General features: G+C 59.5%; 18 protein-coding genes and 2 tRNA genes. 1 reads left to right on the plus strand and 19 read right to left on the minus strand.

Going from position 1 to position 23036, the window contains the following annotated elements:
• Positions 1-32: 32 nt before the first annotated feature.
• The 10 genes from QU667_RS08690 to motA form a co-directional block, all read right to left on the minus strand.
• Positions 33-938, minus strand: a complete 906-nt coding sequence (locus QU667_RS08690) for a DMT family transporter (RefSeq protein WP_304986802.1) — start codon at positions 936-938, stop codon at positions 33-35.
• A complete protein-coding gene (gene glmM / locus QU667_RS08695) occupies positions 938-2293 on the minus strand; it encodes a phosphoglucosamine mutase (protein ID WP_304986803.1) in 1356 nt (451 codons plus the stop codon). Before glmM ends, QU667_RS08690 begins: the two co-directional genes overlap by 1 nt.
• A gap of 38 nt (positions 2294-2331) precedes the next feature.
• Positions 2332-3930: an NAD(P)/FAD-dependent oxidoreductase gene (locus tag QU667_RS08700; protein ID WP_304986804.1), complete on the minus strand. Its 1599-nt coding sequence runs from the start codon at positions 3928-3930 to the stop codon at positions 2332-2334.
• On the minus strand, positions 3927-4859 hold the full coding sequence (locus QU667_RS08705; RefSeq protein ID WP_304986805.1) for a CdaR family protein: 933 nt from the start codon (positions 4857-4859) through the stop codon (positions 3927-3929). The genes QU667_RS08700 and QU667_RS08705 overlap by 4 nt, the downstream gene beginning before the upstream one ends.
• Positions 4856-5695: a diadenylate cyclase CdaA gene (gene cdaA, locus QU667_RS08710; protein WP_304986806.1), complete on the minus strand. Its 840-nt coding sequence runs from the start codon at positions 5693-5695 to the stop codon at positions 4856-4858. The genes QU667_RS08705 and cdaA overlap by 4 nt, the downstream gene beginning before the upstream one ends.
• 187 nt (positions 5696-5882) lie before the next feature.
• Positions 5883-6908 carry a branched-chain amino acid aminotransferase gene (locus tag QU667_RS08715; RefSeq protein WP_304986807.1) on the minus strand — a complete coding sequence of 342 codons (1026 nt, stop codon included), beginning with the start codon at positions 6906-6908 and terminating at the stop codon, positions 5883-5885.
• A 57-nt stretch (positions 6909-6965) separates the two neighbouring features.
• Positions 6966-8510 carry an NAD(P)H-hydrate dehydratase gene (locus tag QU667_RS08720; protein ID WP_304986808.1) on the minus strand — a complete coding sequence of 515 codons (1545 nt, stop codon included), beginning with the start codon at positions 8508-8510 and terminating at the stop codon, positions 6966-6968.
• On the minus strand, positions 8507-8884 hold the full coding sequence (gene acpS / locus QU667_RS08725) for a holo-ACP synthase (protein WP_304986809.1): 378 nt from the start codon (positions 8882-8884) through the stop codon (positions 8507-8509). Before acpS ends, QU667_RS08720 begins: the two co-directional genes overlap by 4 nt.
• An 80-nt stretch (positions 8885-8964) precedes the next feature.
• Positions 8965-9894 carry a flagellar motor protein MotB gene (locus QU667_RS08730; protein WP_304986810.1) on the minus strand — a complete coding sequence of 310 codons (930 nt, stop codon included), beginning with the start codon at positions 9892-9894 and terminating at the stop codon, positions 8965-8967.
• 1 nt (position 9895) lies between these two features.
• A complete protein-coding gene (gene motA / locus QU667_RS08735; protein WP_304988441.1) occupies positions 9896-10687 on the minus strand; it encodes a flagellar motor stator protein MotA in 792 nt (263 codons plus the stop codon).
• A 227-nt stretch (positions 10688-10914) separates the two neighbouring features.
• Between motA and QU667_RS08740 the strand changes: the two genes are divergently transcribed.
• A complete protein-coding gene (locus QU667_RS08740; RefSeq protein WP_304986811.1) occupies positions 10915-11811 on the plus strand; it encodes a LysR family transcriptional regulator in 897 nt (298 codons plus the stop codon).
• Between the two features lie 48 nt (positions 11812-11859).
• Here the strand turns inward: QU667_RS08740 and QU667_RS08745 are convergent, their stop codons facing one another.
• From QU667_RS08745 to QU667_RS08785, 9 genes are all read right to left on the minus strand, one after another.
• Entirely contained in the window at positions 11860-13203 is a 1344-nt protein-coding gene (locus QU667_RS08745) for an anaerobic C4-dicarboxylate transporter (RefSeq protein ID WP_304986812.1), read from the minus strand.
• 174 nt (positions 13204-13377) lie between these two features.
• Entirely contained in the window at positions 13378-15426 is a 2049-nt protein-coding gene (locus tag QU667_RS08750; RefSeq protein WP_304986813.1) for a flagellar hook-basal body complex protein, read from the minus strand.
• A 167-nt stretch (positions 15427-15593) separates the two neighbouring features.
• A complete protein-coding gene (locus tag QU667_RS08755) occupies positions 15594-15971 on the minus strand; it encodes a TIGR02530 family flagellar biosynthesis protein (RefSeq protein ID WP_304986814.1) in 378 nt (125 codons plus the stop codon).
• Between the two features lie 89 nt (positions 15972-16060).
• Positions 16061-16864, minus strand: coding sequence for a class I SAM-dependent methyltransferase (locus tag QU667_RS08760; RefSeq protein ID WP_304986815.1), 804 nt, complete (start codon positions 16862-16864; stop codon positions 16061-16063).
• Entirely contained in the window at positions 16861-18771 is a 1911-nt protein-coding gene (gene mutL / locus QU667_RS08765; RefSeq protein ID WP_304986817.1) for a DNA mismatch repair endonuclease MutL, read from the minus strand. The genes QU667_RS08760 and mutL overlap by 4 nt, the downstream gene beginning before the upstream one ends.
• Complete coding sequence (mutS, locus tag QU667_RS08770) at positions 18768-21362, minus strand: DNA mismatch repair protein MutS (protein ID WP_304986818.1); 2595 nt, start codon at positions 21360-21362, stop codon at positions 18768-18770. The genes mutL and mutS overlap by 4 nt, the downstream gene beginning before the upstream one ends.
• 81 nt (positions 21363-21443) lie before the next feature.
• On the minus strand, positions 21444-22757 hold the full coding sequence (miaB, locus tag QU667_RS08775; RefSeq protein WP_304986819.1) for a tRNA (N6-isopentenyl adenosine(37)-C2)-methylthiotransferase MiaB: 1314 nt from the start codon (positions 22755-22757) through the stop codon (positions 21444-21446).
• Positions 22758-22833: 76 nt separating this feature from the next.
• A tRNA-Cys gene (locus QU667_RS08780) sits at positions 22834-22907 on the minus strand.
• A 6-nt stretch (positions 22908-22913) separates the two neighbouring features.
• A tRNA-Gly gene (locus tag QU667_RS08785) sits at positions 22914-22988 on the minus strand.
• Positions 22989-23036 lie beyond the last annotated feature (48 nt).

Raw genomic sequence — 23036 nt, forward strand, 5'->3', positions numbered from 1 at the left:
GTGCGGCGCGTCCGTTCGTCAAAGCAGAATCTTCATGTATGTCCACATTTCCGCAATACATTCGGCGTCAAAATTGCCGCAATGACGAGTGCGACCCCAACCATCTGCATCGCAACAAAATGTGTATCGAAAACGAGCCACGCAAAGACAACGCTCGCGACCGGCTCGACCGTCGCCGTAATCGCCGTTTCCTCGGGGCTCAGCCAACGCAGCCCCGCATTGAACGCAAAAAACGCGACAATTGTCCCAAGTCCGATGATGATAAGAAGATCAAGCCACGTCGTCGGTGTAAAGAACGTCCCGACCTCCGCAATCACCTGCGTCACAGGCAGGAGTGAAATGCCCCCGAACAGCATACATACGGCAAGCAGAAAGAAGCGGTCAAAGAGGCGCAGGAGATGAACGGGGTAGATCATCGCAAAGACGAACGTCGCCCCCGAGATCAGACTCCACACAATGCAGGACATCGGCACGGAGAGCCGTCCGAGATCGCCGCCCGTAACGAGGAGGAACACCCCCGCCACCGCAGCGACAATCGTCCCTGCTTCCGCCCGTGACGGCAGCCGCTGATAGCGCACGGCAAGGTAGAGCGTCATCATCGCGGGGCTTGTATAGCAGATGACCGTCGTTGCCGCCGCATCCCCCTCCGCAATCCCCATGAAGTATGAAAACTGCACGATCATAATGCCGAGAATACCGTGCAGTACGAGTTGTCCGAGGAGGCGCGGATTCCGGCGTAAGGAACGCACACCGCGCCGAAGCCCCCCGCTCCACCATGCAAGCAGGAAAAACAGCCCGCTTGAGAGAAAAAGGCGTACCTGCGTCAGCTCAATTGGGATGTGAACGGACTGCGTGTAGAAATGCTGTGCCGCCGTTCCGCTCGCCGCCCATGCCGTCCCTGCGAGGAGCACGAGCAGCACGGCGGAGAGATGTGACATTATGCCTCACCCTGCTCCCGCTTTACAACCTCAACGATCGCACCGCAGACCTCTTCCAGCTGCGTTTGATCGCTGCCCTCCGCCATCACGCGGATGAGCGGCTCCGTGCCGGAGGGACGCACGAGCACGCGCCCCTCGCTGCCGAGAATACGCTCCCCCTCCGCAATCGCGGCGCGGATGGCGGTATTTTCCTCCCAGCCCGCCTTCGTCTTGACGCGCACATTGACGAGAAGCTGCGGATACGTCGTCATCATTGCGTTCAGCTCCGATGCCTTCTTCCCGCTGCGGCGGAGTGCCGCAAGCACCTGCAGCGCCGTGATGAGCCCGTCGCCCGTCGTTGCGTGCGCAGCAAAGATGATATGCCCCGACTGCTCGCCGCCGATCGTATAGCCGTTCTTGCGCATGGACTCAAGCACATAGCGGTCGCCGACCGCCGTCACATCGACGCGCCCGCCAAGCGCTGCAATCGCCTTGTGGAAGCCGATGTTTGCCATCACCGTCGTCACGACCGTCTTGTGCGGCAAACGACCCGCACGAATCATCTCCGCCGCACACGCGACGAGAATGTGGTCGCCGTCGATCAGTTCGCCCTTTTCATCAAGACAAAGGCAGCGATCCGCATCCCCGTCATGTGCAATGCCGAGATCCGCATGGCACTCCAACACCGTACGGCGCAGCGAGTCCAGATGTGTCGAGCCGCACCCGTCGTTGATGTTCACCCCGTTCGGGAGCGCATGGATGACCTTGACCTCCGCCCCGAGACGGCGCAGCACCTTCGGCATCGCCTCGTACGCCGCACCGTTCGCACAGTCCAGTACGATCTTCATCCCGTCGAAACGCTCCGAACACGTCCCCGCCACATAGTCGATGTACTGATTCAGAAGATCGTCGCGGTACTCCACAACGCCGATGTCTCGTCCCGTCGGACGCGCCGCATCGTCATTCGTCTGAAGGCGGCGCACGAGTGTCTCCAGCTCATCCTCCACCGCATCCGGCAGCTTGTAGCCGTCCCCGCCGAAGAACTTGATCCCGTTGTCATGAAACGGATTGTGCGAGGCAGAGATCACAATGCCCGCCTGCATCTTGTGCTCGCGCGTGAGATAGGCGACCGCAGGAGTCGGCACAACCCCTGCGAGAAGGGCAATCCCTCCCGCCGAGCAAATGCCCGATGTCAGAGCCGCCTCGAACATCTCGCCCGAGATGCGTGTATCGCGCCCGATCAGAATGCGCGGACGCACATCCGACTTCTCACCGAAATAAAGCGTCGCTGCACGCCCAAGATAATAGGCAAGCTCCGGTGTCAGCTCCGTATTGGCCTCACCGCGTACGCCGTCCGTACCAAAAAGTCTCATCATGAACAGCCCCCTATATATGATACATTCCTTATCATAATCTACTGTATCTTCCCCAAAAATGCAAGCGCGGCTTTCCGTCCGTCGAGTGCGGCGCTCATGATACCGCCCGCATAGCCCGCCCCCTCGCCGATCGGATACACCCCCGCCGCCGAAACGGATTCCATCGTCGCCGCCGTACGCACAATCCGGCACGGCGCGGAGGAACGCGACTCCACCCCCGTTAGCGGGACATCCGCCGCGCCGAAGCCCGGCACGCGCTCCTCCCAGAATCGGAGCGCACGCGCAAGCGATGCCGTACACATCTCCGGCAGTACGGCACGCAGATCCGCAGTCCGCACGCCCGGCGCATACGTCGGCGTAACAGTAAAATCCCGCGCCCCTGTTTTTCCCGCAAGGAAGTCCCCCACAGACTGCACAGGAGCACGGTAGTCCCCGCCACCCGCACGAAATGCACGCTCCTCAATGGTTCGCTGAAAAGCAATGCCACCGAGCACCGTGCCATCCCAGTCTGCGGGACTGACCTGTACGAGGAGAGCACTGTTGGCAACGCCCGAATCCCTGTGATAGTTGCTCATCCCGTTCGTCACGAGCCGCCCCATCTCCGAAGCCGCAGCGACCACCGTGCCGCCGGGACACATACAGAACGAGTAGACACCGCGCCCCCCCGCCTCGTCACGGTAGGTCATGGCATAGTCCGCCACAGGGAGCTGCGGACTGCCCGCCGCCGCTCCGTACTGCATCCGGTCGATCCATGCCTGTGCGTGCTCGATGCGCACCCCCACAGCAAACGCCTTTGCCTCCATGTGAAGCCCTGCCGCACACAGCATTGCATAGGTATCGCGTGCCGAATGCCCGATGCCGAAAAAGACCGCCTCCACGGGAATCCGCTCCGCATCGTTCACCACAAGAGCCGCAACCCGTCCCGCACGCAGCTCCACACCCGTCACCTGTGCACCGAAGCGCACCGTACCGCCCATGCGGATGATGGCACGGCGCAGATTTTTCACCACATCCCGCAGAACATCCGTCCCGATGTGAGGCTTTTGCAGACAGCGGATTTCCTCGGGTGCGCCCGCCGCGATAAACGCCTCGATGATCTCGTGCATACGCGGGTCATTGCTGCGTGCCGTCAGTTTCCCATCCGAAAACGTTCCCGCACCGCCCTCACCAAACTGTACATTCGATGCGGGATCGAGCACGCCCGTCTGCCAAAACCGCGCGACATCCGCCGTACGGCGATCCACATCCTGCCCGCGTTCGAGCACGAGCGGACAGAGCCCCGCACGCGCGAGCGTCCATGCGGCAAAGATCCCCGCAGGGCCGAACCCCACAACCACGGGACGATGTGCCGGAACTGCACCCACACGGGGGATCTCCATCGGTACGGACACCGGTGCCGGCATCACATCCGCATCCCTGCGCAGACGTCCGAGCACTGCACGCTCATGGTCAAGTGCGACATCCAGCGCATAGACCCACGCAATCGGCGTCCCCTTCCTGCGCCGCGCATCCAGTGCCTTATGAACAACAATCACCCCGCGCACAGCGCAGGGTGATTGGTTCAGACGCTCCGCCGCTATTTCTGCGAGCGGACGCACGTCATCATAGGGAACGCGCAGATTTTTCACGCGAATCATTTCATTGCTCCAACCTTGATCTCCACCGTCACATTCGGATCCGTCACCGTCACGCCCGGAGGCAGCACGAGCTTCACCGTGCGTTTCTCCGTCGTATGCACATCCGCGAGGGAGAACTCCTCCGTCCCGATGCTTGTGATTGTGCCGATCACATCCCCCGTTCCCGCGATCTCAATGCGGGACGGCTCCACCGTGATCCCTTCGAGCTTCAGTGCAGGAGGAAGATCACTGCGCGGATGCGCCTCGACCTCCACCACCTTGCGTGAGAGACTGCGTGCAAATTTAAGGAAAACGTGCGTTGTGGACGGGTTGAGGGTGACCCCCGCCACTTCTCGTCCATCTGCATTCAACGGCACCAGTTTCACCTCTGCCGTATCGTCGCTCGAAAGCCCGTTCAAATTGATATGTCCCGTCGCTTGGGCAACCTGATCGACCAGACTGCGCGGACCCTCAATCATGACCGTTTTATATTCCTGCTCAAACTTCGCCACGGTGAACCCTTCCGCAGGAAAACCGTCCGTCGCCACAACCGCGAGAACAGGCTGTTCCACGATCCGATCCAGATTCACATTGATCTTATCCGGCGAGATCCCAACGAGATCGAACCCGTACGGGATCGAAGCCTCCACGGCATACGCCCGCGTTCCCTCCGTGAAGTCGGCAAGGCTCATCCGTGCGTGGAAATCTCCGCGCTCCGCCGCAACGAAGAAGGAACGCGGTCCGCGCACACGGATCGTCACCGAATCGGCATCGGCGGACATCTGATAGCCCTCCGGCGCATTCTCGATCGTCACCGGGACGGTATACGTCCCCTCCATCGCGGGATTCTGATCGTTCATCACATAGAGCCAGAGCACAACCGCAACGATGAGCGCAACAATCTTTGCCGGCAGATTGTGCTGCACCATACTCCGAAGCCTTTCCATCATTTCTTCCTCCAGCTTCGAACAAGTTCCAAAATGGACGGACGCGAACTGTATGCAAATGCAGGGGTCAGGATATGCGTCAGCTGATCGGCGTCCAGATGGCGGTGAATCCGCCCGTTCTCCGCAATCGAGATCGTCCCCGTCTCCTCGCTCACCACGACGACGAGTGCATCACACTGCTCCGAGAGACCGATGGCCGCACGGTGGCGCGTTCCAAGTTCCGTCGAGAGAGAGCGGTTCTCCGTCAAGGGCAGAAGGCAGCCCGCCGCAATCAGACGCTTGCCGCGGATCACCGCCGCCCCGTCATGCAGCGGCGTGTTGGGAATGAACACGTTCATCAGAAAATCCGACGTAATGAGACCGTCGATCTGAATGCCCGTCGCACTGATGTCGTTCAGCCCCATATCGCGCTCGATGACGAGCAGCGCACCGATCTTGTTCGCCGACAGGATCTTGACCGCGCTGCGGATCTCGCGGATCGTACTCTGTGCCTCCTCCTCATCGACCAGTCCGCCCGCACGGAAAAAACGCCCCTGCCCCAGATGTTCGAGCGTGCGCCGCAGCTCCGGCTGGAACACGATCGGCAGCGCGACAAAGAGCAGTGTCACAGACTTTTGAAGCAGCCACGAGATCACATGCAGCTCGAAATAGCTCGCAACAACCGTTACACCGAGGAGCACGAGAATCCCCTTGGCGAGCGTAATGGCACGCGTATCCTCCAGCATCACATAAACACGGTAGAGGATAAACGCCACAATCAGAATATCGACGACATCGAGCAGCGTAATGGTTGACAGGATACCGCGAAACTGTGTCGGTATCGTAAGATCAAGAGGCATAAGGAACACCCACGGTCAACAAACCCTTTCGACATATTTTCAAATGATATTATATATGATTTCTCGCTCTGCCGCAAAAATCCTTGTGACCTGCCGCACTCTTTCAAAAAAATTTCGTCCCCTCAGCGAACGGATTCCACCCCCGGTGGAACCCCCTCTCGCAAAGGAGACGAAAACGAATGAAAAATCAGCAGATCTTGCGGATCCAGCCCTCGGGCGCCTCCACCGTGCCGAGCTGAATACCGCGCAGCGTGTCATAGAGTTTTTGCAGAACAGGACCCATGTGCTCCATCCCGCTCGGGAGGGTGATCACCTTGTCCCCGTACGTCACCGAGCCGACAGGCGAGATCACCGCAGCGGTTCCGCACAAGCCGCACTCGGCAAACTCCGGAAGCTCCGCAAAGGGAACGGGCCGTTCCTCCACCTTCATCCCGAGAATGTGCTCCGCGATATAGAGCAGGGAACGGCGCGTGATCGACGGCAGGATGGAATTCGACTTCGGCGTGACGACAGTACCATCCTTCGTGACAAACAGGAAGTTCGCCCCGCCCGTCTCCTCAACATAGGTGCGCGTTGCAGCATCGAGGAACATATTCTCGTCAAACCCAGCTGCGTGTGCCATCATATAGGCATGGAGACTCATCGCATAGTTCAGCCCTGCCTTGATATGCCCCGTACCGTGCGGTGCCGCACGGTCAAAATCACTCACACAGAGGCGCACGGGCTTCGCCCCGCCCTTGAAGTACGGGCCGACCGGCGTAGCAAAGAGACGGAACTGATACGCATCCGCCGGCTTTACCCCGATGACCTCGCCCGTGGCGAAAATCAGAGGGCGCAGGTAGAGCGAGGCATCCGAACCGTACGGCGGCACATAGTCACGATTCGCAGCGACCACCGCATCCACCGCCTCCAGAAAACGCTCCTGCGGAAACGACGGCATCTCAAGATACGCCGCCGAGTGATACATACGCGCCGCATTGAGGTCGGGACGGAACGTCACAATATCGCCATGCACCGTTTCATATGCCTTCAGCCCCTCGAACACCTCCTGACAGTAGTGCAGGATGCCCGCGCATTCACTGAGCACAACGGTCGCATCGGACGTGAGCCCGCCCGCATCCCACGCGCCGTCCGCATAGTCCGATACATAGCGCTGCGGCAGCGCACGATAGCCAAACCCCAGATTTCCCCAGTCAATATCCGCCTTTGCCATAGCTCTTCCTCTTTCCTAAAATTTTATGTCCTATCATAGTACCGCAGGACGGACTTGTCAACCGAGTTCCCTCAGAGCCTTCGGCAAACGGCGCAGAATATCGCCCGCCACGAGGCCGTTTCCGTGTGCCTCATAGGCAAGATCCCCCGCACGACCGTGCGCATAGACCCCGACGAGCGGTGTCATCCCGCTCTCCATCTGACGCATCAGCCCCGCAATCGCCCCTGCGAGGACATCGCCCGCTCCCGCCGTCGCCATCCCCGCATTGCCGACCGTGGTAAAGAACGCATCCCCGTCGGGATAGACGACGATCGTACACGCACTTTTGACGACGAATACCGCCTGATGGGCGCGCGCCGCCTCCCGTGCCTCATGCAGAAGATCCGCAGCGACCTCGTCCGTATTCTTGCCCAACAGCCCCGCAAACTCACCGAGGTGCGGTGTCAGAATCGGCACCTGCGGCAAATCCCGCAGATCGCCAAGATGACTGCGGAACGCATAGATCGCATCGGCATCCATCACGAGCGGAGCCTTCACATCAGCGGCAAAGAGCCGGACAAACTCGCTCGTCTCTACCGCACGGCCAAGTCCCGGCCCGATCAGCACAGCGTCCGCCTGTGCCGCAAGAGCAAGCGCAGACTCAAGCGCCTTGAGCCCGCCGAAACGTCCCGTCCCCTCATCGGGCACGGGCACGACCATCGCCTCCGTCATCTTCGCCGCAAGCACAGGATAGATCCTCTCCGGCACGGCGAGTGTCACCAGTCCCGCCCCGATGCGCAGCGCCGCCTGTGCCGCGAGTGCCGCCGCCCCCGTCATACCGAGCGATCCCGCGAGGACGAGAATGCGTCCGCACGTTCCCTTGTGTGCATCGCGTGCGCGTACGGGCAGCAGCTTCGCCGCAGTCTCCCGTGTGATGAGAGACTGGCGCAGTTCCTCCCCGTCCAACAGCGCATGAGGTATGCCAATATCGTCCACGAGCAGCTTGCCGGCGGCATTCGCTCCCTGCCCGATGAGATGCCCCACCTTCGGCAGCCCGAGTGCCAACGTCCGCTGCGCACGCACAGCCGCCGCAGCGATGCGCCCCGTATCCGCCTCCACGCCGCTCGGCAGATCAATCGCCATGACCGGTTTCCCCGCCGCATTGATCTCCTCGATGAGCCGCACCGTCTCCGCACGCAGTTCCCCGCGCGTCCCCGTACCGAGAATGCCGTCCACAACCGCATCCGCAAACCGCAGCGATACGCGCAGCCGATCCCAGTCCCGATCACTCGCAAGCGGGCGGATCTCCACCCCCATCGCACGCAGGGCATCGTACATCGCACGCGCAGCCTCGCCGAGACGTTCTTCCGTCCCCGTAAAGAACATCTTCACACGCGCCCCCATATTCATCAGATGCCGTGCCGCTGCAAACGCATCCCCGCCGTTGTTCCCGCCACCGGCAAAGACCGCAAACACCTTGTCCGCCGCGCCCCCGACCATTGCTGCCGCTTCTTCCGCCGACCGCCGTCCGGCATTTTCCATCAGGGCGACAGCGGGCAGCCCGTAGTCGCTGACCGCACGCGCATCAATCCGACGCATATCCTCTGCAAACGATACATTCATCGCTGACCCTCCAAAACACAATAGGCGAGCGCATAGTCACGCTCATGACTGAGCGTGATCCATACATTTGTCACACCCATCTCAGCCGCACGCGCGGCAAAATACCCGCTGAGGTGTACCTTTGGCGCGCCGAGTGTATCGGGCAGAATCTCCACATCATGCAGACAGCCGCCGCGCAGCCCTGTCCCGAACGCCTTGAGCACCGCCTCCTTGCCCGCAAAGCGCGCGGCAAGGCTCGCCGTCATCCCCTTCCCCCGCATCGCGGCATAGGCGCGTTCCCCCGCCGTATAGACGCGCTCCAAAAAATGTGGATGCTTAACAGCACGCACCACACGCGGGATATGGACAATATCACTGCCGATGCCCAAAATCATACGGAAGACCCTTCCTGTCCCTGATACAAAAAGGAGCCATTGCATACGCAACAGCCCCCTTGTCATTCACCTTCCTGCGCTCAGTGCTGCAGCGGCGCCGGTACAAGCCCGGGCGAAGAATGTGTCGGACGCATCGACGTCCCCATCTCCGGCGTTCCGCCGGATGCCGCAGACTCGGACGACGGCTTTGCCGTCGGCATTGTCGTCGAGGGAGCATTGGCACTCGTCACCACTTTACCATCCGAAGCACTGATCGAATCGTCCTGACTGAACCGCATACTTCGGGCAATGAACACCTCAACGCGCCGATTCTGGGCACGTCCCTCGTCTGTATCGTTTGAGGCGATCGGACGATACTCGCTGTAGCCGAGTGCGCTGAACCGTGCCGGGTTCAGCGACGGCTGCACCCCCATGAGACCACGCATGAGACTCACCGCACGCGCGGAACTCAGTTCCCAGTTCGACGGGAACTGCGCCGTTGAGATCGGCACATTGTCCGTATGCCCGGAGATCGTCACACGCTCCGGCAGCGCAGCGAGGAGACTCGCGATCACAGGTACGATCTGCTCCGCCTGCCCCTCCAATGTCGCAGAGCCGGAGGCAAAGAGAGCCTTCTCCTTCAGACGGATCATCAGCCCGTCCTCAGACAGCTCCGTCGACACCTGATCTTGGAGATTGTTCTCCTTGACATACTGCTCGATTTTCTCCTGCACCTCGCGCAGCGTCTCATTTTCCTTCATATAAGCATCGTTGGCATTGTCCTGTCCCTGCGTCGTCGCCGAGTTGATCGCCGTCGCAGGCCCCATGCCGGAGAAGAACGACGGCCCGCCCATATTAAACGCCGCCGTGAACGCCTGTGCGAGCGCCTGCATCTTTGACGCATCCGTCTGCGACATCGCGAACAGAGCGATGAAGAGCGCCAAGAGCAGCGTCATCAGATCGGAGTAGGGCAGCAGCCAAGCCTCGCCCGCTTCCTCCTCATGCGGCTTCGCATGCTTCTTACGCGCCATATCAGCCCTCTCCCTTCAGTGCCTCACGCTCCGTCTGCGGGATGAATACCATGAGCTTTGCCTCGATCGCCGTCGGAGAATCGCCCGCCTGCAGCGACAGGATTCCCTCGATGATCATGCGCTTCTGACTGACCTCCTGCTCCGACATGATCTTGAGCTTGTTCGCGAACGGCATCCAGAGAACGTATCCCGTAAAGATACCTAGGATCGTCGCAACGAACGCAGCAGCGATCGAATGACCGAGCTTGTCAATATCGTTCAGGTTGCCAAGAGCCGCGATCAGACCGACGACCGCGCCCAGAACGCCCAACGTCGGCGCGTACGTCCCCGCCTGTGTGAACATCGAACGCCCTTCGGCGTGACGCTCCTGCATGATCGAGAGCTCCGCATCCAACACATCGCCCACGAAGTCGGGATCCATGCCGTCGATGACCATGCCGAGACCCGTGCGGAAGAACGGATCCTGAATCTCCTGTGCCTTACTCTCAAGTGCAAGGATGCCCTCACGGCGCGCAATCTGCGACAGCTCGATGAACTGCTGTACGAGCTGCCCCTTTTCCTGCAACTGCGGAACTTGACAGGTCTTCTTGATCAGCTTGATGAAGTTCCCCATCTGCTCCATACGGAAACCGATGAACAGACATGAGAACGTACCGCCGATGATAATGAGGAATGCCGCCGGGTTGTTGAGCGCCGACAGCGGCGCGCCCTTCAAAATCATACCGACAAAGATCGAAATGACACCCATAATCAGCCCGATGACCGTTGATTTTTCCAAAACGAATGCCCCCATTCCCTTTCTCTCGATATGCAGACACACGCTTGTCTGTTCCATCAGACACACGTCCACATCTTCCTATATTATTCCATAAGTCCCCGAAAAATCCTACCTCTTTTTGAAAAAAACTCAAGAAAAGAATCAATTTTTTTCAATAAATTTATATTATCCTATCATATATTCATTGAAAATATGATATAATAGATAGCGCATAAAAGAAACTTATCAGAAGGGATGGTCTTATGGAACTACGGCAATTGGAATATTTCCAAATGGCAAGCCGCCTGAAAAACATCACACGCGCTGCCGAACGCCTCCGCGTCTCTCAACCGAACATCACCGTCGCCATCAAAAAGCTTGAGGCAGAGCTTGGCATACAGCTCTTCGACCGCAGCCAGAAGCAGCTCTCGCTCACGCCGGAGGGCGCTGTATTCCTCGCGCGCGTCGAAGTCGCTCTGCGCAACATACAGGATGCCGTGCTCGAAGTCAACGATTACAAGCAGCTGCAGAAGGGGACGATCAAAATCGGCATTCCGCCGATGATGGGCGCGTATCTGTTCCCGCGGATCTTTTCGAGCTTTCAGCGCCGCTACTCGCATCTCGACGTATATCTGCACGAGGAGGGATCGGTCGCCATCCGCGAACAGTTGGAGCGCGACGAGCTGGACTTCGGCATCATCATCATCCCCGACTCCTCATCGAACCTCCAACTTCTCCCAATGGCACGCAGCCAGATCGTCTGCTGCATCCCGGAGGACAGCGATCTTGCCGCACGCAAGGCAGTCACCCTACAGGACATCGAGGAGCGCAGCCTCATCATGCTCAAGGAAGGCTCGTTCCTCCGTCAGACCATGCTGCAAAAGATGAAGGCGGCGGATGTCACGCCCAACATCGTCCTTGAGTCCAATCAGGTCGTCACCATCCTTGGACTCGTCGCGAGCGGTGTCGGCAACGCCTTCCTACTGGAAATGATCGCCCGCGACGCACCCGGCGTACGCGCGATACCGCTTGCCACACCGGTCTACGTGGATGTCGGACTCGCATGGAAACGCGACCGCTATATCTCGCGTGCCGCGCAGTCCTTCATCGAGTTCAGCAAGGACATCCTCAGCCATCAGACGGATCATGCGATCCTATAGAAAGCACAAAAGCCTCCCCCGCACGGGGGAGGCTTTTGTCATATCCGCTCAGAATATCAAATGTGCAACCAGATACCCGACGCAGCAGCCCGAACTGACACCGATCAGCCCGGGGATCATGAACGAGTGGTTCAAGATGTACTTGCCGATGCGCGTCGTACCCGAACGGTCGAACCCGATGCACGCGAGATCGGACGGATACGTCGGCAGGAAGAAATAGCCGTAGCACGCCGAGATGAACGAGAGCACGAGAATCGGATCCATACCAACGTTCAGTGCCATCGGCACGACGATCGCGATTGCCGCTCCCTGCGAGTTCACGAGCTTCGACGTGAGGAACGCGAGCACCGCATACGCCCACGGATAGTTCTGCACCGCAGAGCCGAGGAACTCCTTGAGGAAGCTCATGTGGTTCATGAAGTAGGTGTCCGCCATCCATGCAACGCCGTAGACCGACACGAGTGCGACCACACCCGAGCGGAACACCTGCGAGTTGCCGACATCCTTCGCCTTGACCTTGCATGTGACGAGGATCGTCGCACCCACGAGCAGCATCACCATCTGGATCACAACGACCATCGAGACCGCCTTCGGCGCGGCATCCGGCTTCGGCGGGAACTTCGGCAGCAGCTCCGGGAAGTTGCCGAGCACTGCGATTGCAATGATACCGACAAAGAAGATATACATCGCACGATAGTATTCCTTCGGCAATTTCTTGTCAAGCAGGGTTTCGGAATCACCGTATACATATTTTTTATTCTCAGGATCACGGATGAACTCCTGAAACCGCTCATCCTGATCGAGTTCCTTGCCGCGGCGGTAGCTCCAGAGCGCCGCAAAGAGCACGCCAAGCCCCGTTGCGGGAATCGACACCGAGAGCACTTGGAACACCGTGAACTCATGCCCCGAGGCTGAAAGAAACGCAACCATCGAGACGACCGCAACCGACACGGGCGAGGCGCAGATTGCCATCTGTGAGGCGACCGACGCGACTGCCATCGGACGCTCGGGACGGATCCCCTGCTTGATGGCGATGTCGTAGATGATCGGGAACATCGTGTAGACGACGTGCCCCGTCCCGCAGAGCACCGTCAGAAACCACGTCGTGAGCGGCGCAAGGATCGTGACGTGCTTCGGGTTGTTGCGCAGAAACTTCTCCGCATACTTCAGCATGACCGTAAGACCGCCCGACGTCTGAAGGAAGCCCGCACACGTCACCACCGCGAGGATGATGAGCATGACATCAATCGGCGGCTTGCCCGGCTGATAGCCGAAGATAAACGTGTAGATCACAAGGCCGAAGCCGCTGATGACCGCGAGCCCAAGTCCGCCGTGCCGCACACCGACAATGAGGCAGACGAGGAGGACGATGAAGCCCAAGACCATTTCCATAAATTGATTCCCCCATTCCTGCAGAGTCCCACCCTGCACAGTGATAATATAACGTGTGTCATTATACCGCACGGATACATTATTAGTAAAGTACATACTGTATAAATAGAAGCTATCGAACGCCTGATGAAAAAGAGCCGTCCGCAGACAGCTCTTTCAAGTGACGTATGTAATTTACCGTTTCATGTTGATCAGCGTTTCAAGCATCTCGTCCGAGACCGTAATAATCTTGGAGTTGGACTGGAAGCCGCGCTGTGTGATAATCATATCGGAGAACTGGTCGGCGATGTCCACGTTCGACATCTCAAGCGCGGAGGTCGTCAGCTCCGTGCCGATGTCGGAGGCGCCGCTGACCGTGCGCGTGCCGGAGTTGTTCGACTCCTGATAGAGATTGCCGCCCATCTTCGTCAGACCCGAGGGGTTGTTGAACTGCGCCATCGCGATCTGTGCCTCGACGCGGCGGACGTTGTTCGTGTACGTCCCCGTGATGACACCCGAGCTGTCGATGGAAACGCTCGAAAGCGTACCCGCCGCATTGCCGTCCGAGGTCGCCGCGACCGTCGAAGTACCCGCGTACTGCGTGATGGAGGCGAGGTTCATACTGACCTGCTGCGGCGACGCGCCGTTCCCATAGGTGAGGTTCAGCGCGGCGGAACCACTGAGATACGCGCCCGTCGAGTCAAAGGTAAGCTCGCTCTTCGTGAGCGTCACATTCGTCGTCGTGCCGTCCTTCTCCGTGATACTGTAGGTGTCACCGCCCGTGCCGAGCGACATTGTCCACTTGTTGTTCGCCGACTTCGTAAAGACCACGGGGATGGAGTGTGCCGCCCCGAGCGAGTCGTAGACCGTGACGAGCGTCGTCACGGACGGGTAGAATGTATCGCCGCGGTTGTACTCCTTGCCGATGAGCCCCCCGATGGAGGCGCCGCTCTTCGTATTGAGTGCAATCGTGGAGACTGTCTTGCCGCCGTACTCGTAGGTGGACTCACGCGTGATCGCCGTAATCGTCCCATCCGAAGCATTGGCATTATGCTGGTACGTCGCTGCCGAACTTGTAATCGCAGGTGTCGGAGCAGAGAGTACGGCACTGTTGCCGTCCGCCGTCGTCACCGTCGCACCCGTCTGCGGCGTGAGGCTCGTGATTTTGAGCTGCCCCGTATAGGTATCGCCTTTTTTGTAGGTAAAGCTCGTCGGCTTCGGCACAGTGATCGTAACCGGAGTCCCCGGTGTGATCGTATTGTCCGATCCGAGATCCAGTTCAACATCCGACGTTCCGGCCACACTGCGAATCGCTGTGATCTTGCCGCTGATGTTGTACGCATCGCCATAGGCGTATGTGCCGGAGGACAGTGCCGTCGCGCCCGTGCGTGTGATTACCGTCGAATCCGAGCCGTTTATTTTTTTCGGACTGGAAGAATTGTTCTTATCCATCTCAAGTTTGGCATCGACCTTGCCCGTCGAACTCGCCGTAACATTTGTGATCGTAGAGGTATAGAGGTTGTTGCCCGTCGTGGGATTCCCCACCGTCTGCTGCGGCGCAGAATCGCCCAGATAGATTTTCTTGCCCGTGCTCATCGTGAGGACGAGCTTGCCCTTTTCCGTCGGCGCATAGTTGTTCGTCGTGCCGGATGTACCGTCCGCATACTTCACGAGGACGTTCGCTACATCGTAGCCCGGCGTGGTCGCGTTGAGGTTCTTCGTATACGTCGCGGAGATCGTGGAGGATGCCTCCATTGACTTGCCTGCCGGGATCTGGATCTTTGTCGTGTTCTCCCCCGACGGGGTCACAACACCGTTGTTCGCCATATACCCCTGCACATAGAGACCCGTGCTCGGGATCGTGAGGTTGCCCTGCGCGTCGAACTCGAACGCGCCGTTGCGCGTGTAGTATTTCTGATCGCCCTTCGAAACGACGAAAAGTCCGTCGCCGCGCGAGATGGCGACATCCGTGTTCTTGCCCGTCTGCTGTACCGAGCCGTTCGAGTAGATGAGATCGGTGCTTGCGACCGACATACCAAGACCGACCTGCTTCGGGTTCACGCCGCCGAGCGTGCCGTTCGGCGCGGCTGCGCCCGAGAGGTTCTGCGAGATCATATCCGCGAACGTGACGCGGCTCGCCTTGAATCCTGTGGTGTTGACGTTCGCAATGTTGTTGCCGACGACATCCATGCGGGTCTGGTGACCTTTGAGCCCCGAAACACCCGAGAACATGGAACGCATCATAATAAATCTCTCCTTTGCCGTGTGTGACAGTGCAAAGGAAAGCCATCATGGGGACGCAGTGATCCCGCAGGATATACTGCTCCCCTGTTTTTCGAGACAATCCCCGTGTCTCATCGCTGACCGCACCAGTCGCGCGCGGTCAAAAGCCTCCCGTAGGTCCGGCTTTGTCAGATGATGGCTGCACTGTCAATATTCGTAAAAATGCTGTCTGCCGCAGTCACGTCGTCGAGCGCCGTGATCACGGTGCGGTTCGTCACAGAGACGACCATTGCCGTACTGTCCTTCATGTAGATCAGGGCTTCCTTTGCGCCCTTCTCCCGCATACGGTCAATCGTAGTTCCGAGCTTTTCCAGCTCTGTGTGGGTGAGCATGACCCCGCGCCGCTGCAGCCGCTCCTCTGCGTGCTGCGAGAAACGTACGCGCTGCTTTGCTCCCTCCAGTACCTGTGCAAACGACGCGCCGCTGCTGCCCATCGCTCTTCGTCCGTGGTCGGTCCCCCTGCGTCCCTGCCCGACCAGCACTGTCGAATCGTCTGCAATCCTCATCGCCTCACCTCCTTCTTTTATTTTAGAATAAAACATTCCACCGTGTATATCGGTGGAATGTGAAATAAACTTAAATGGAAATAAAGTTTTTAGAGTTCCATCACGCCGTACGCGATGCGGCTGTACTTGCCGCCTGTGATGCGTGTGAAGCCGAGGCGTTCAAATTCTTTGCTCCCCTGCCGTTCCTTCATGACGACACGGCGGCGGGCGACGCGGCACGCCTCGGCAATGGTTTCCTCCGTGAGCGCACGCATATCCGCGAGGGTGCGCAGGGCATTCATCCCCGCACTCTCGTGGAGCGGACGGCGAAACATCGGGTCGAAATAGACGACATCAACGCTGCGATCTTTGGCATCCCGCAGAAAGGAAAGCGCGTCCGCATGATGTACGGAGATGCGGCGCATCGCTGCGTGCATCTCGTAATTGTCGCCCGTGGCGTGCGCAAGCCCGTCCGCGATGACCGCCGCAATCAAGGGATTCGCCTCAAGTGCCGTGACTGTCCCCCGCTCCCCGACGGCAAAGCTCTCGACAATCGCATCCGCCCCCGTGCCGAGCGTGCCGTCGAGGACGTGCATTCCCTCCGTCAGTCCGAGCGCAGAAACGAGGTGATCGCCATGCCCGAGCAGCAGATTTTTGATGCGCAGATGCGCCATGCCCGGATGAAAGAACAGCTCGCCCTCGCTCGTTACCGCGGTGAGAAGTCCGCGCCGTGCGACGAGCACCGCATCCACGCCGTACGCCGCACGCAGTTCTTCGAGTGAATCACTGCCGCGCGGGACATTGGGGATGCCGAGCTGCTGCGCCGTCCGTGCGGCAAGCGCACGATTTGCCTCCGTGTACCGTTGTCCGCGCCGCACGGTCGTCACAATCGCGCTGATCTCTCCCGTCCTCATAGGTTGAACCCCGTGCGCTTGAACATCTTTGCAAGGTCGTGCGTATCAAAGCGCAGGATCGTCGGCCGCCCGTGCGGACAGGTGAACGGAAAGGGTGTGTTTCGCAGTTCCTCCAGCAATATCTCCATCTGTCGGATGCTCAGTTCCTCGCCCGCCTTGATCGCGGCGCGGCACGCCATCGTTGCAAGTCCCGCCTGACGTAGGTGCGCGGGCGTTGCGGCGTGCAGGTCACCGAGGGAGATGAGGATCTCGCGTATCGTATCCGCCGCCTCATCGAGCGGAATATCAGCAGGAGCTTCCGTCAGGCGATATTCCCGCTCGCCTGCCGGCTCAAGGTGAAAGCCGAGACGATCCAGCAGTTCCGCATTCTCGTCGATGTACTGTGCCTCGCGTGTGTCAAAGGAGAGAATCGCATGGACAAGCATCTGCTGCGACGGAATGCCGTCCGCCTGTGCCGAGAATCGGTCAAAGAGAATGCGCTCATGCGCCGCGTGCTGATCGACGATATAGAGACTCTGCGTACTCTGGGCGATGATGTAGGTGAGATCGACCTGTCCGATGGGGAGGAGACGCGCCTCCATCTCCACGCCCTGCCCCGCACGGGGCGGCGCGGCAGCAGGTACATTCTGCGCGGCAAATGCGGCGCGTTCCTCGCTGCGTGCCGCAGCCGCACGATCCTGCGCCGTGCGCAGGTCAACGCTCTGTCCCCGCCACTGCACCGCCTCGTGGACAGTCTGCGGACGCACGGGCGGCATAGCGTATTGGTCGGCTCGTACGGTCGCAGCGTTTGCGCCCGCACGCTGCGGCGCGTACGGGACACCCGTATGCGCCGGTGCGCAAACGCCGAGCGGCACGGATTCATAGTGGAACTTCGGCTTTTCGACCGATGCCGCTATCGCCGTACTCTCCCCCGCCGCCCCGCGAATCGCGTCGAGCACAGACTTGTAAACCGCCTTGAAGATGCGCCCCTCATCCTCGAATTTCATCTCTGTTTTCTGCGGATGCACGTTCACGTCGATACTGCGCTGCGGCACCTCGATGCAGAGAACGGCGAGCGGAAACCCCATCTTCGGGACGAGCGCACGGTACACGTTGTCAATCGCCTTTGCAATCGCACGGTTCTGTATCGTGCGCCCATTGACAATGTACGTCTGCCACGCCCGGCTGCTGCGGATCACGGACGGTTTCGAGATATAGCCCGTGATACGGATCTCCGCTTCCGCATCGCGGAAGTCGAGCGGGATCAGCGCCCCCGCCACAGTGCCGCCGTAGATGCTCTCAATCGTGTGGCGCAGGCTGTCATCCCCCGCCGTCATGATCGTCAGGCGATTGTTGTTGATGAAGCGGAATGCAATATCGGGACGCGAGAGTGCAAGGCGAATGACAAAATCGCTGATTCTCCCCGCCTCGGTTGTATTCGTCTTGAGAAATTTCTTGCGGGCGGGAGTGTTAAAAAAAAGATCCTCGACGCGTATCGTCGTACCGATCTCACAGCCCGCATCCTCGTACTCCGGTGTTTTCCCGCCGAGGATGTCCACGCGTGTCCCGAGATCGTCCGTCTCCTTGCGCGTGAGGAGAGAAAAGCGCGAGACGGAAGCAATGGTCGGCAGAGCCTCACCGCGAAAGCCGAGGGTCGCAACGGTCTGAAGGTCGGAAACCGACGTGATCTTACTTGTCGCATGGCGCAGAATCGCCGTCTGTGCATCTTCGCGCGTCATGCCGTGCCCGTTGTCCGTCACGCGGATGAAGCTGACCCCGCCGCCCATAATTTCAATTTCAATCGCCGTCGCACCCGCATCCATCGCATTCTCGACCAGTTCCTTGACCACGGAGGCGGGACGCTCCACGACCTCGCCCGCCGCAATCTTATTGATGGTCGTATCATCCAGTACATGAATCTGCGTCATGCCTCTCCTGCCTCCTTGCGTGCCTGTTCCTGCAAGCGATAGAGTGTGTTCATCGCCTCCAGCGGCGTCATGGTCATAATGTCGAGCGTCCGCAGCTCTGCAAGCGTTCCATCCGCAAAGAGGGATGCCATTCCGTCGGCGGGCGGCATTTCCTGCGTATTTGCGGCGGGTATCTCGGCGCCGGCGGAGGCGGCTTCCTTCTGCTCAAGCGCGGAGAGAATCTCCTCCGCTCGTGCCGTCACCTTTGCGGGCAGTCCCGCAAGGCGTGCGACGTGGATACCATAGGACTTGTCCGCCGCCCCCGCGACAATGCGGCGCAGGAACGCGACGTTTTTCCCCTTTTCGCGCACAGCGATGCAGTAGTTTCGGATGTGTGCGTTTTCCATCTCCGTCAGCTCGTGATAGTGCGTCGCAAACAGGGTCTTGGCATGGATCCGCGTGTCGATGTGCTCCACCACCGCGCGCGCGATGCTCATGCCGTCAAACGTACTCGTACCGCGCCCGATCTCGTCGAGGATGACGAGGCTGTCACGCGTCGCCTCACGCAGAATCTGCGCGACCTCATTCATCTCCACCATAAAGGTGCTCTGCCCGCTCACGAGATCGTCGCTCGCGCCGATGCGCGTAAAGATGCGGTCGACGGGCGCAATCTGCGCCGTCCGTGCGGGGACGAAACTGCCGACCTGTGCCATGAGGGTGAGAAGGGCGACCTGACGCATATAGGTGGACTTGCCCGCCATATTCGGCCCCGTAATGAGCATCGTTTCCGTCCCGCCATGACTGAGGTCAGTATCGTTCGGGACAAACACCTCACGATCCAGAATGCGCTCCACAAGCGGGTGACGTCCGTCCCGTATGAGAATCGCACCATCCGCCGCCACCTGCGGACGCACATAGCGATAGTTTGCCGCCGCCTCGGCGAGGCTTTGGAGCACATCGACACGCGCAATGCTTCGCGCGACATTCTGGATGGGGACGAGCTGCGCCTTCACTTGTTCGCGGAGCTGCGTAAAGATGTGATACTCCAGCGCGGTGATCTTTTCCTCTGCGCCGAGAATCTTCGCCTCGAAGTCCTTCAGCTCCTCCGTGATGAACCGCTCCGTGTTCGCAAGCGTCTGCTTGCGGATGTAACCCTCGGGTACTTGGTCGCGTCCGCTATGGCGCACTTCAATATAGTAACCGAATACCTTGTTGTAGCCGATCTTGAGCGTTTTGATGCCCGTGCGTGTGCGCTCACGCTCCTCCATCTCCTGCAGCAGGGACTTGCTGTCGTGCGAAAAGGTGCGCAGCTCGTCGAGCGCAGCATCGTAGCCCGTGCGGATGATGCCGCCGTCGCGCACGGACAGCCCCGGTTCGTCCACAATCGCGCGTTCCAGTGTGTCGCGCAGCGCGTCAAAGGTCTCAATCGCCGCACACGCACGCATGAGGAGGCGACTCTCTGCCACGTCGAGCGTATCGCGCACTGCGGGCAGGGCGGCGAGCGAAACGCGCAGTTGGGCAAGATCACGCGCATTTGCCGCCTGTGTTTCAATGCGTGTGAGAAGCCGCTCGAAGTCATAGACCGAGCGCAGAGATTCGCGCAGTTTCCCCCGCAGCACAGATTTTTCGACCAGCTCCGCGACGGCATCGAGCCGCGCGTCGATGCGGTGCGGGGTGAGAAGCGGATGCTCCAGCCACGATTTCAGGAGACGTGTCCCCATCGGCGTACGCGTGAAGTCGAGTACATCAAAGAGTGTATTTTTCTTGCCGCCGTCGCGCAGACTGCGCGTGATCTCAAGGTTGCGCAGCGTATAGGTGTCGAGCTGCATCGTCCCCGCCCCATCGAGGAAGGTGAGACGGTTGATCTGTGAGAGATCCGCCCGTACCGTATCGTGGAGATAGGTGAGGAGCGTCGCGACTGCCGTCCGTGCTCCCGCATCCGTCGGAATTCCTGCGGCAGGGAAATGCTGCGCAAGAAGCTCGTCCCGCATCTCGGGTACAACCGTCCCGATGGCACAGCGCGGGAGCCGCTGCGCCGCAAATGTGCGCACCGTGTCCGCGCGGGAGAACCCCTCCGTCATAAGAATCTCCGCCGTCATACGGCGATAAAGCTCGTCAAGCATCTGCTGCACAGCATTCTCTCCCGTGTAGAGAGCATAGAACGCCTCGCCGGTCGAAATGTCTGCCCCCGCGAGAAAAAGTGTGCCGACCTCCGTTTCGTGGAGGAGTGCGATGTAGATGTTCGCCGCATCGTGCAGCACCTCATCCGAAAGCACCGTGCCCGGCGTGACGACCTTCACCACCTCGCGGTGTGTCAGCCCCTTTGCCTTCGGGTCGCCGATCTGCTCGGCGATGGCGACCTTGAACCCCTTGGCGACAAGGCGCGCGATATAGGTGTCCGCCGCATGATACGGCACGCCGCACATCGGACTTTTGTCGAGATCGCCGCTGCGGCTCGTGAGCGTCAGTCCGAGCTCCTTTGCCGCCACCTTCGCATCGTCAAAGAACATTTCGTAAAAGTCGCCAAGGCGGAAAAAAAGAAGCTCGCCCGGATGCGCCGCCTTCGCGGAGAGATATTGCTGCATCATCGGCGTGACGTTCTGCGCGTCCATAACAAACCTCCTAAGTTGAGTACATACCTTAGTGCACGCTCCTCGCGAACACGAGTGGAGCGTTACACCATATCACCAAAGCTACGAAACGACTTCCCCTTTGAGCACCCATGTCTGCGGCTGCGTTATTTTGACCTGCACGAAGTCCCCCTCCTGCTCCGCTCCGTGCGGGAACAGCACAATCTTGTTCGTGCGCGTGCGCCCGCTCCAAACAGTCGGGTCGTTCTTGCTCGCGCCCTCCACCATCACTTCGAGCATCGCACCGCGAAGGCGGTCATTGATCTCCCGACTGATGGCATTCTGCTCCGCCATCAGCGCGTTCAGTCGTGCGTGCTTCACATCGTCGGGGACTTGGTGCGCCATTGTCGCAGCGGGCGTACCCGAACGCTTCGAGTAGAGGAAGGTATATGCCGAGTCGTAGCGCATCTCGCGCAGAAATGCGAGCATCTCGGCAAAGTCCTCGTCCGTCTCCCCCGGGAAACCGACAATGAGATCGGTCGTGAGGCTCGCATTCGGCAGCGCATCACGCACGCGTCGGGCGCGTTCGCGGTACTGCTCCACCGTATAGACACGGTTCATCGCCTTTAGAATGCGATTGCTCCCGTACTGCACGGGCAGATGGATGTGCTCACAGATATGCTGCCCGTTCTTGATCGTGTCGATGAGCTTGTCGCTGATGTCCTTCGGGTGCGAAGTCATAAAGCGTACGCGGCGAATGCCCTCCACCTCGTCCACCATACGCAGGAGATCGGCAAAATCCGCCTGTTTGTGGTCTTTGCCATAGGAGTTTACATTCTGCCCGAGCAGCGTCACCTCGGTATAGCCCTCCGCGACCGCACGCCGCACCTCCGCAACGATCTCCTCCGGCGCACGGCTGCGCTCACGCCCGCGCACATAGGGCACGATGCAGTACGTACAGTAGTTGTTGCAGCCGTACATGATCGGCACCCACGCCGAGAATTTCCCGCCGCGTGCAACGGGCAGATGCTCCGCGATACTCTTGTCCGCGAGCGCGACATCCACAACAGGCGTATGCTCCGCCGCAACCTCCGCAATGACACGCGTCAGTTCCTGCACCTTCCCCGTACCGAGCACAAAGTCGATGTGCGGCGCACGGCGCATGAGGTTATCTCCCTCCTTCTGCGCCATACAGCCCGTGATACCGAAGATCAGACGCGGATGTTTCTCCTTGACCTTCTTGATCTCGCCGATCTTCCCATAGACCTTGTCCTCCGCCGTCTCACGCACACAACAGGTGTTGATGAGAATGACATCCGCATCCGTCATCTCCTCCGTCCGCACGTACCCCGCCTCTTGGAGCTGCCCCTCCATGCGCTCCGCATCGGCGATGTTCATCTGGCACCCGTAGACAAGTATTTTGTACCGTCCCCGCATTCGTTTCCTCTCATTTACACAGTCATACAGATAGTAAAAAAGTCTGGAAGAAATTCTTCCAGACCGCATTTCATATTGGAGGCGACACCCAGAATCGAACTGGGGATAAAGGTTTTGCAGACCTCGGCCTTACCACTTGGCTATGTCGCCGAAAGATGGAGCGGAAAACGAGGCTCGAACTCGCGACCCCCACCTTGGCAAGGTGGTGCTCTACCACTGAGCTACTTCCGCATAATATCTTCCTGCGCCGCTTGTGCGACACTTAGACATTATATCTGT

The sequence above is a fragment of the Selenomonas dianae genome (assembly GCF_030644225.1).
GTDB lineage: Bacteria > Bacillota > Negativicutes > Selenomonadales > Selenomonadaceae > Centipeda > Centipeda dianae.

Coding starts and splice junctions, on each gene's coding strand:
- QU667_RS08690 (WP_304986802.1), bottom strand. CDS start 938: ATGTCACATCTCTCCGCCGTGCTGCTCGTGCTCCTCGCAGGGACGGCA.
- glmM (WP_304986803.1), bottom strand. CDS start 2,293: ATGATGAGACTTTTTGGTACGGACGGCGTACGCGGTGAGGCCAATACG.
- QU667_RS08700 (WP_304986804.1), bottom strand. CDS start 3,930: ATGATTCGCGTGAAAAATCTGCGCGTTCCCTATGATGACGTGCGTCCG.
- QU667_RS08705 (WP_304986805.1), bottom strand. CDS start 4,859: ATGATGGAAAGGCTTCGGAGTATGGTGCAGCACAATCTGCCGGCAAAG.
- cdaA (WP_304986806.1), bottom strand. CDS start 5,695: ATGCCTCTTGATCTTACGATACCGACACAGTTTCGCGGTATCCTGTCA.
- QU667_RS08715 (WP_304986807.1), bottom strand. CDS start 6,908: ATGGCAAAGGCGGATATTGACTGGGGAAATCTGGGGTTTGGCTATCGT.
- QU667_RS08720 (WP_304986808.1), bottom strand. CDS start 8,510: ATGAATGTATCGTTTGCAGAGGATATGCGTCGGATTGATGCGCGTGCG.
- acpS (WP_304986809.1), bottom strand. CDS start 8,884: ATGATTTTGGGCATCGGCAGTGATATTGTCCATATCCCGCGTGTGGTG.
- QU667_RS08730 (WP_304986810.1), bottom strand. CDS start 9,894: ATGGCGCGTAAGAAGCATGCGAAGCCGCATGAGGAGGAAGCGGGCGAG.
- motA (WP_304988441.1), bottom strand. CDS start 10,687: ATGGGGGCATTCGTTTTGGAAAAATCAACGGTCATCGGGCTGATTATG.
- QU667_RS08740 (WP_304986811.1), top strand. CDS start 10,915: ATGGAACTACGGCAATTGGAATATTTCCAAATGGCAAGCCGCCTGAAA.
- QU667_RS08745 (WP_304986812.1), bottom strand. CDS start 13,203: ATGGAAATGGTCTTGGGCTTCATCGTCCTCCTCGTCTGCCTCATTGTC.
- QU667_RS08750 (WP_304986813.1), bottom strand. CDS start 15,426: ATGATGCGTTCCATGTTCTCGGGTGTTTCGGGGCTCAAAGGTCACCAG.
- QU667_RS08755 (WP_304986814.1), bottom strand. CDS start 15,971: ATGAGGATTGCAGACGATTCGACAGTGCTGGTCGGGCAGGGACGCAGG.
- QU667_RS08760 (WP_304986815.1), bottom strand. CDS start 16,864: ATGAGGACGGGAGAGATCAGCGCGATTGTGACGACCGTGCGGCGCGGA.
- mutL (WP_304986817.1), bottom strand. CDS start 18,771: ATGACGCAGATTCATGTACTGGATGATACGACCATCAATAAGATTGCG.
- mutS (WP_304986818.1), bottom strand. CDS start 21,362: ATGGACGCGCAGAACGTCACGCCGATGATGCAGCAATATCTCTCCGCG.
- miaB (WP_304986819.1), bottom strand. CDS start 22,757: ATGCGGGGACGGTACAAAATACTTGTCTACGGGTGCCAGATGAACATC.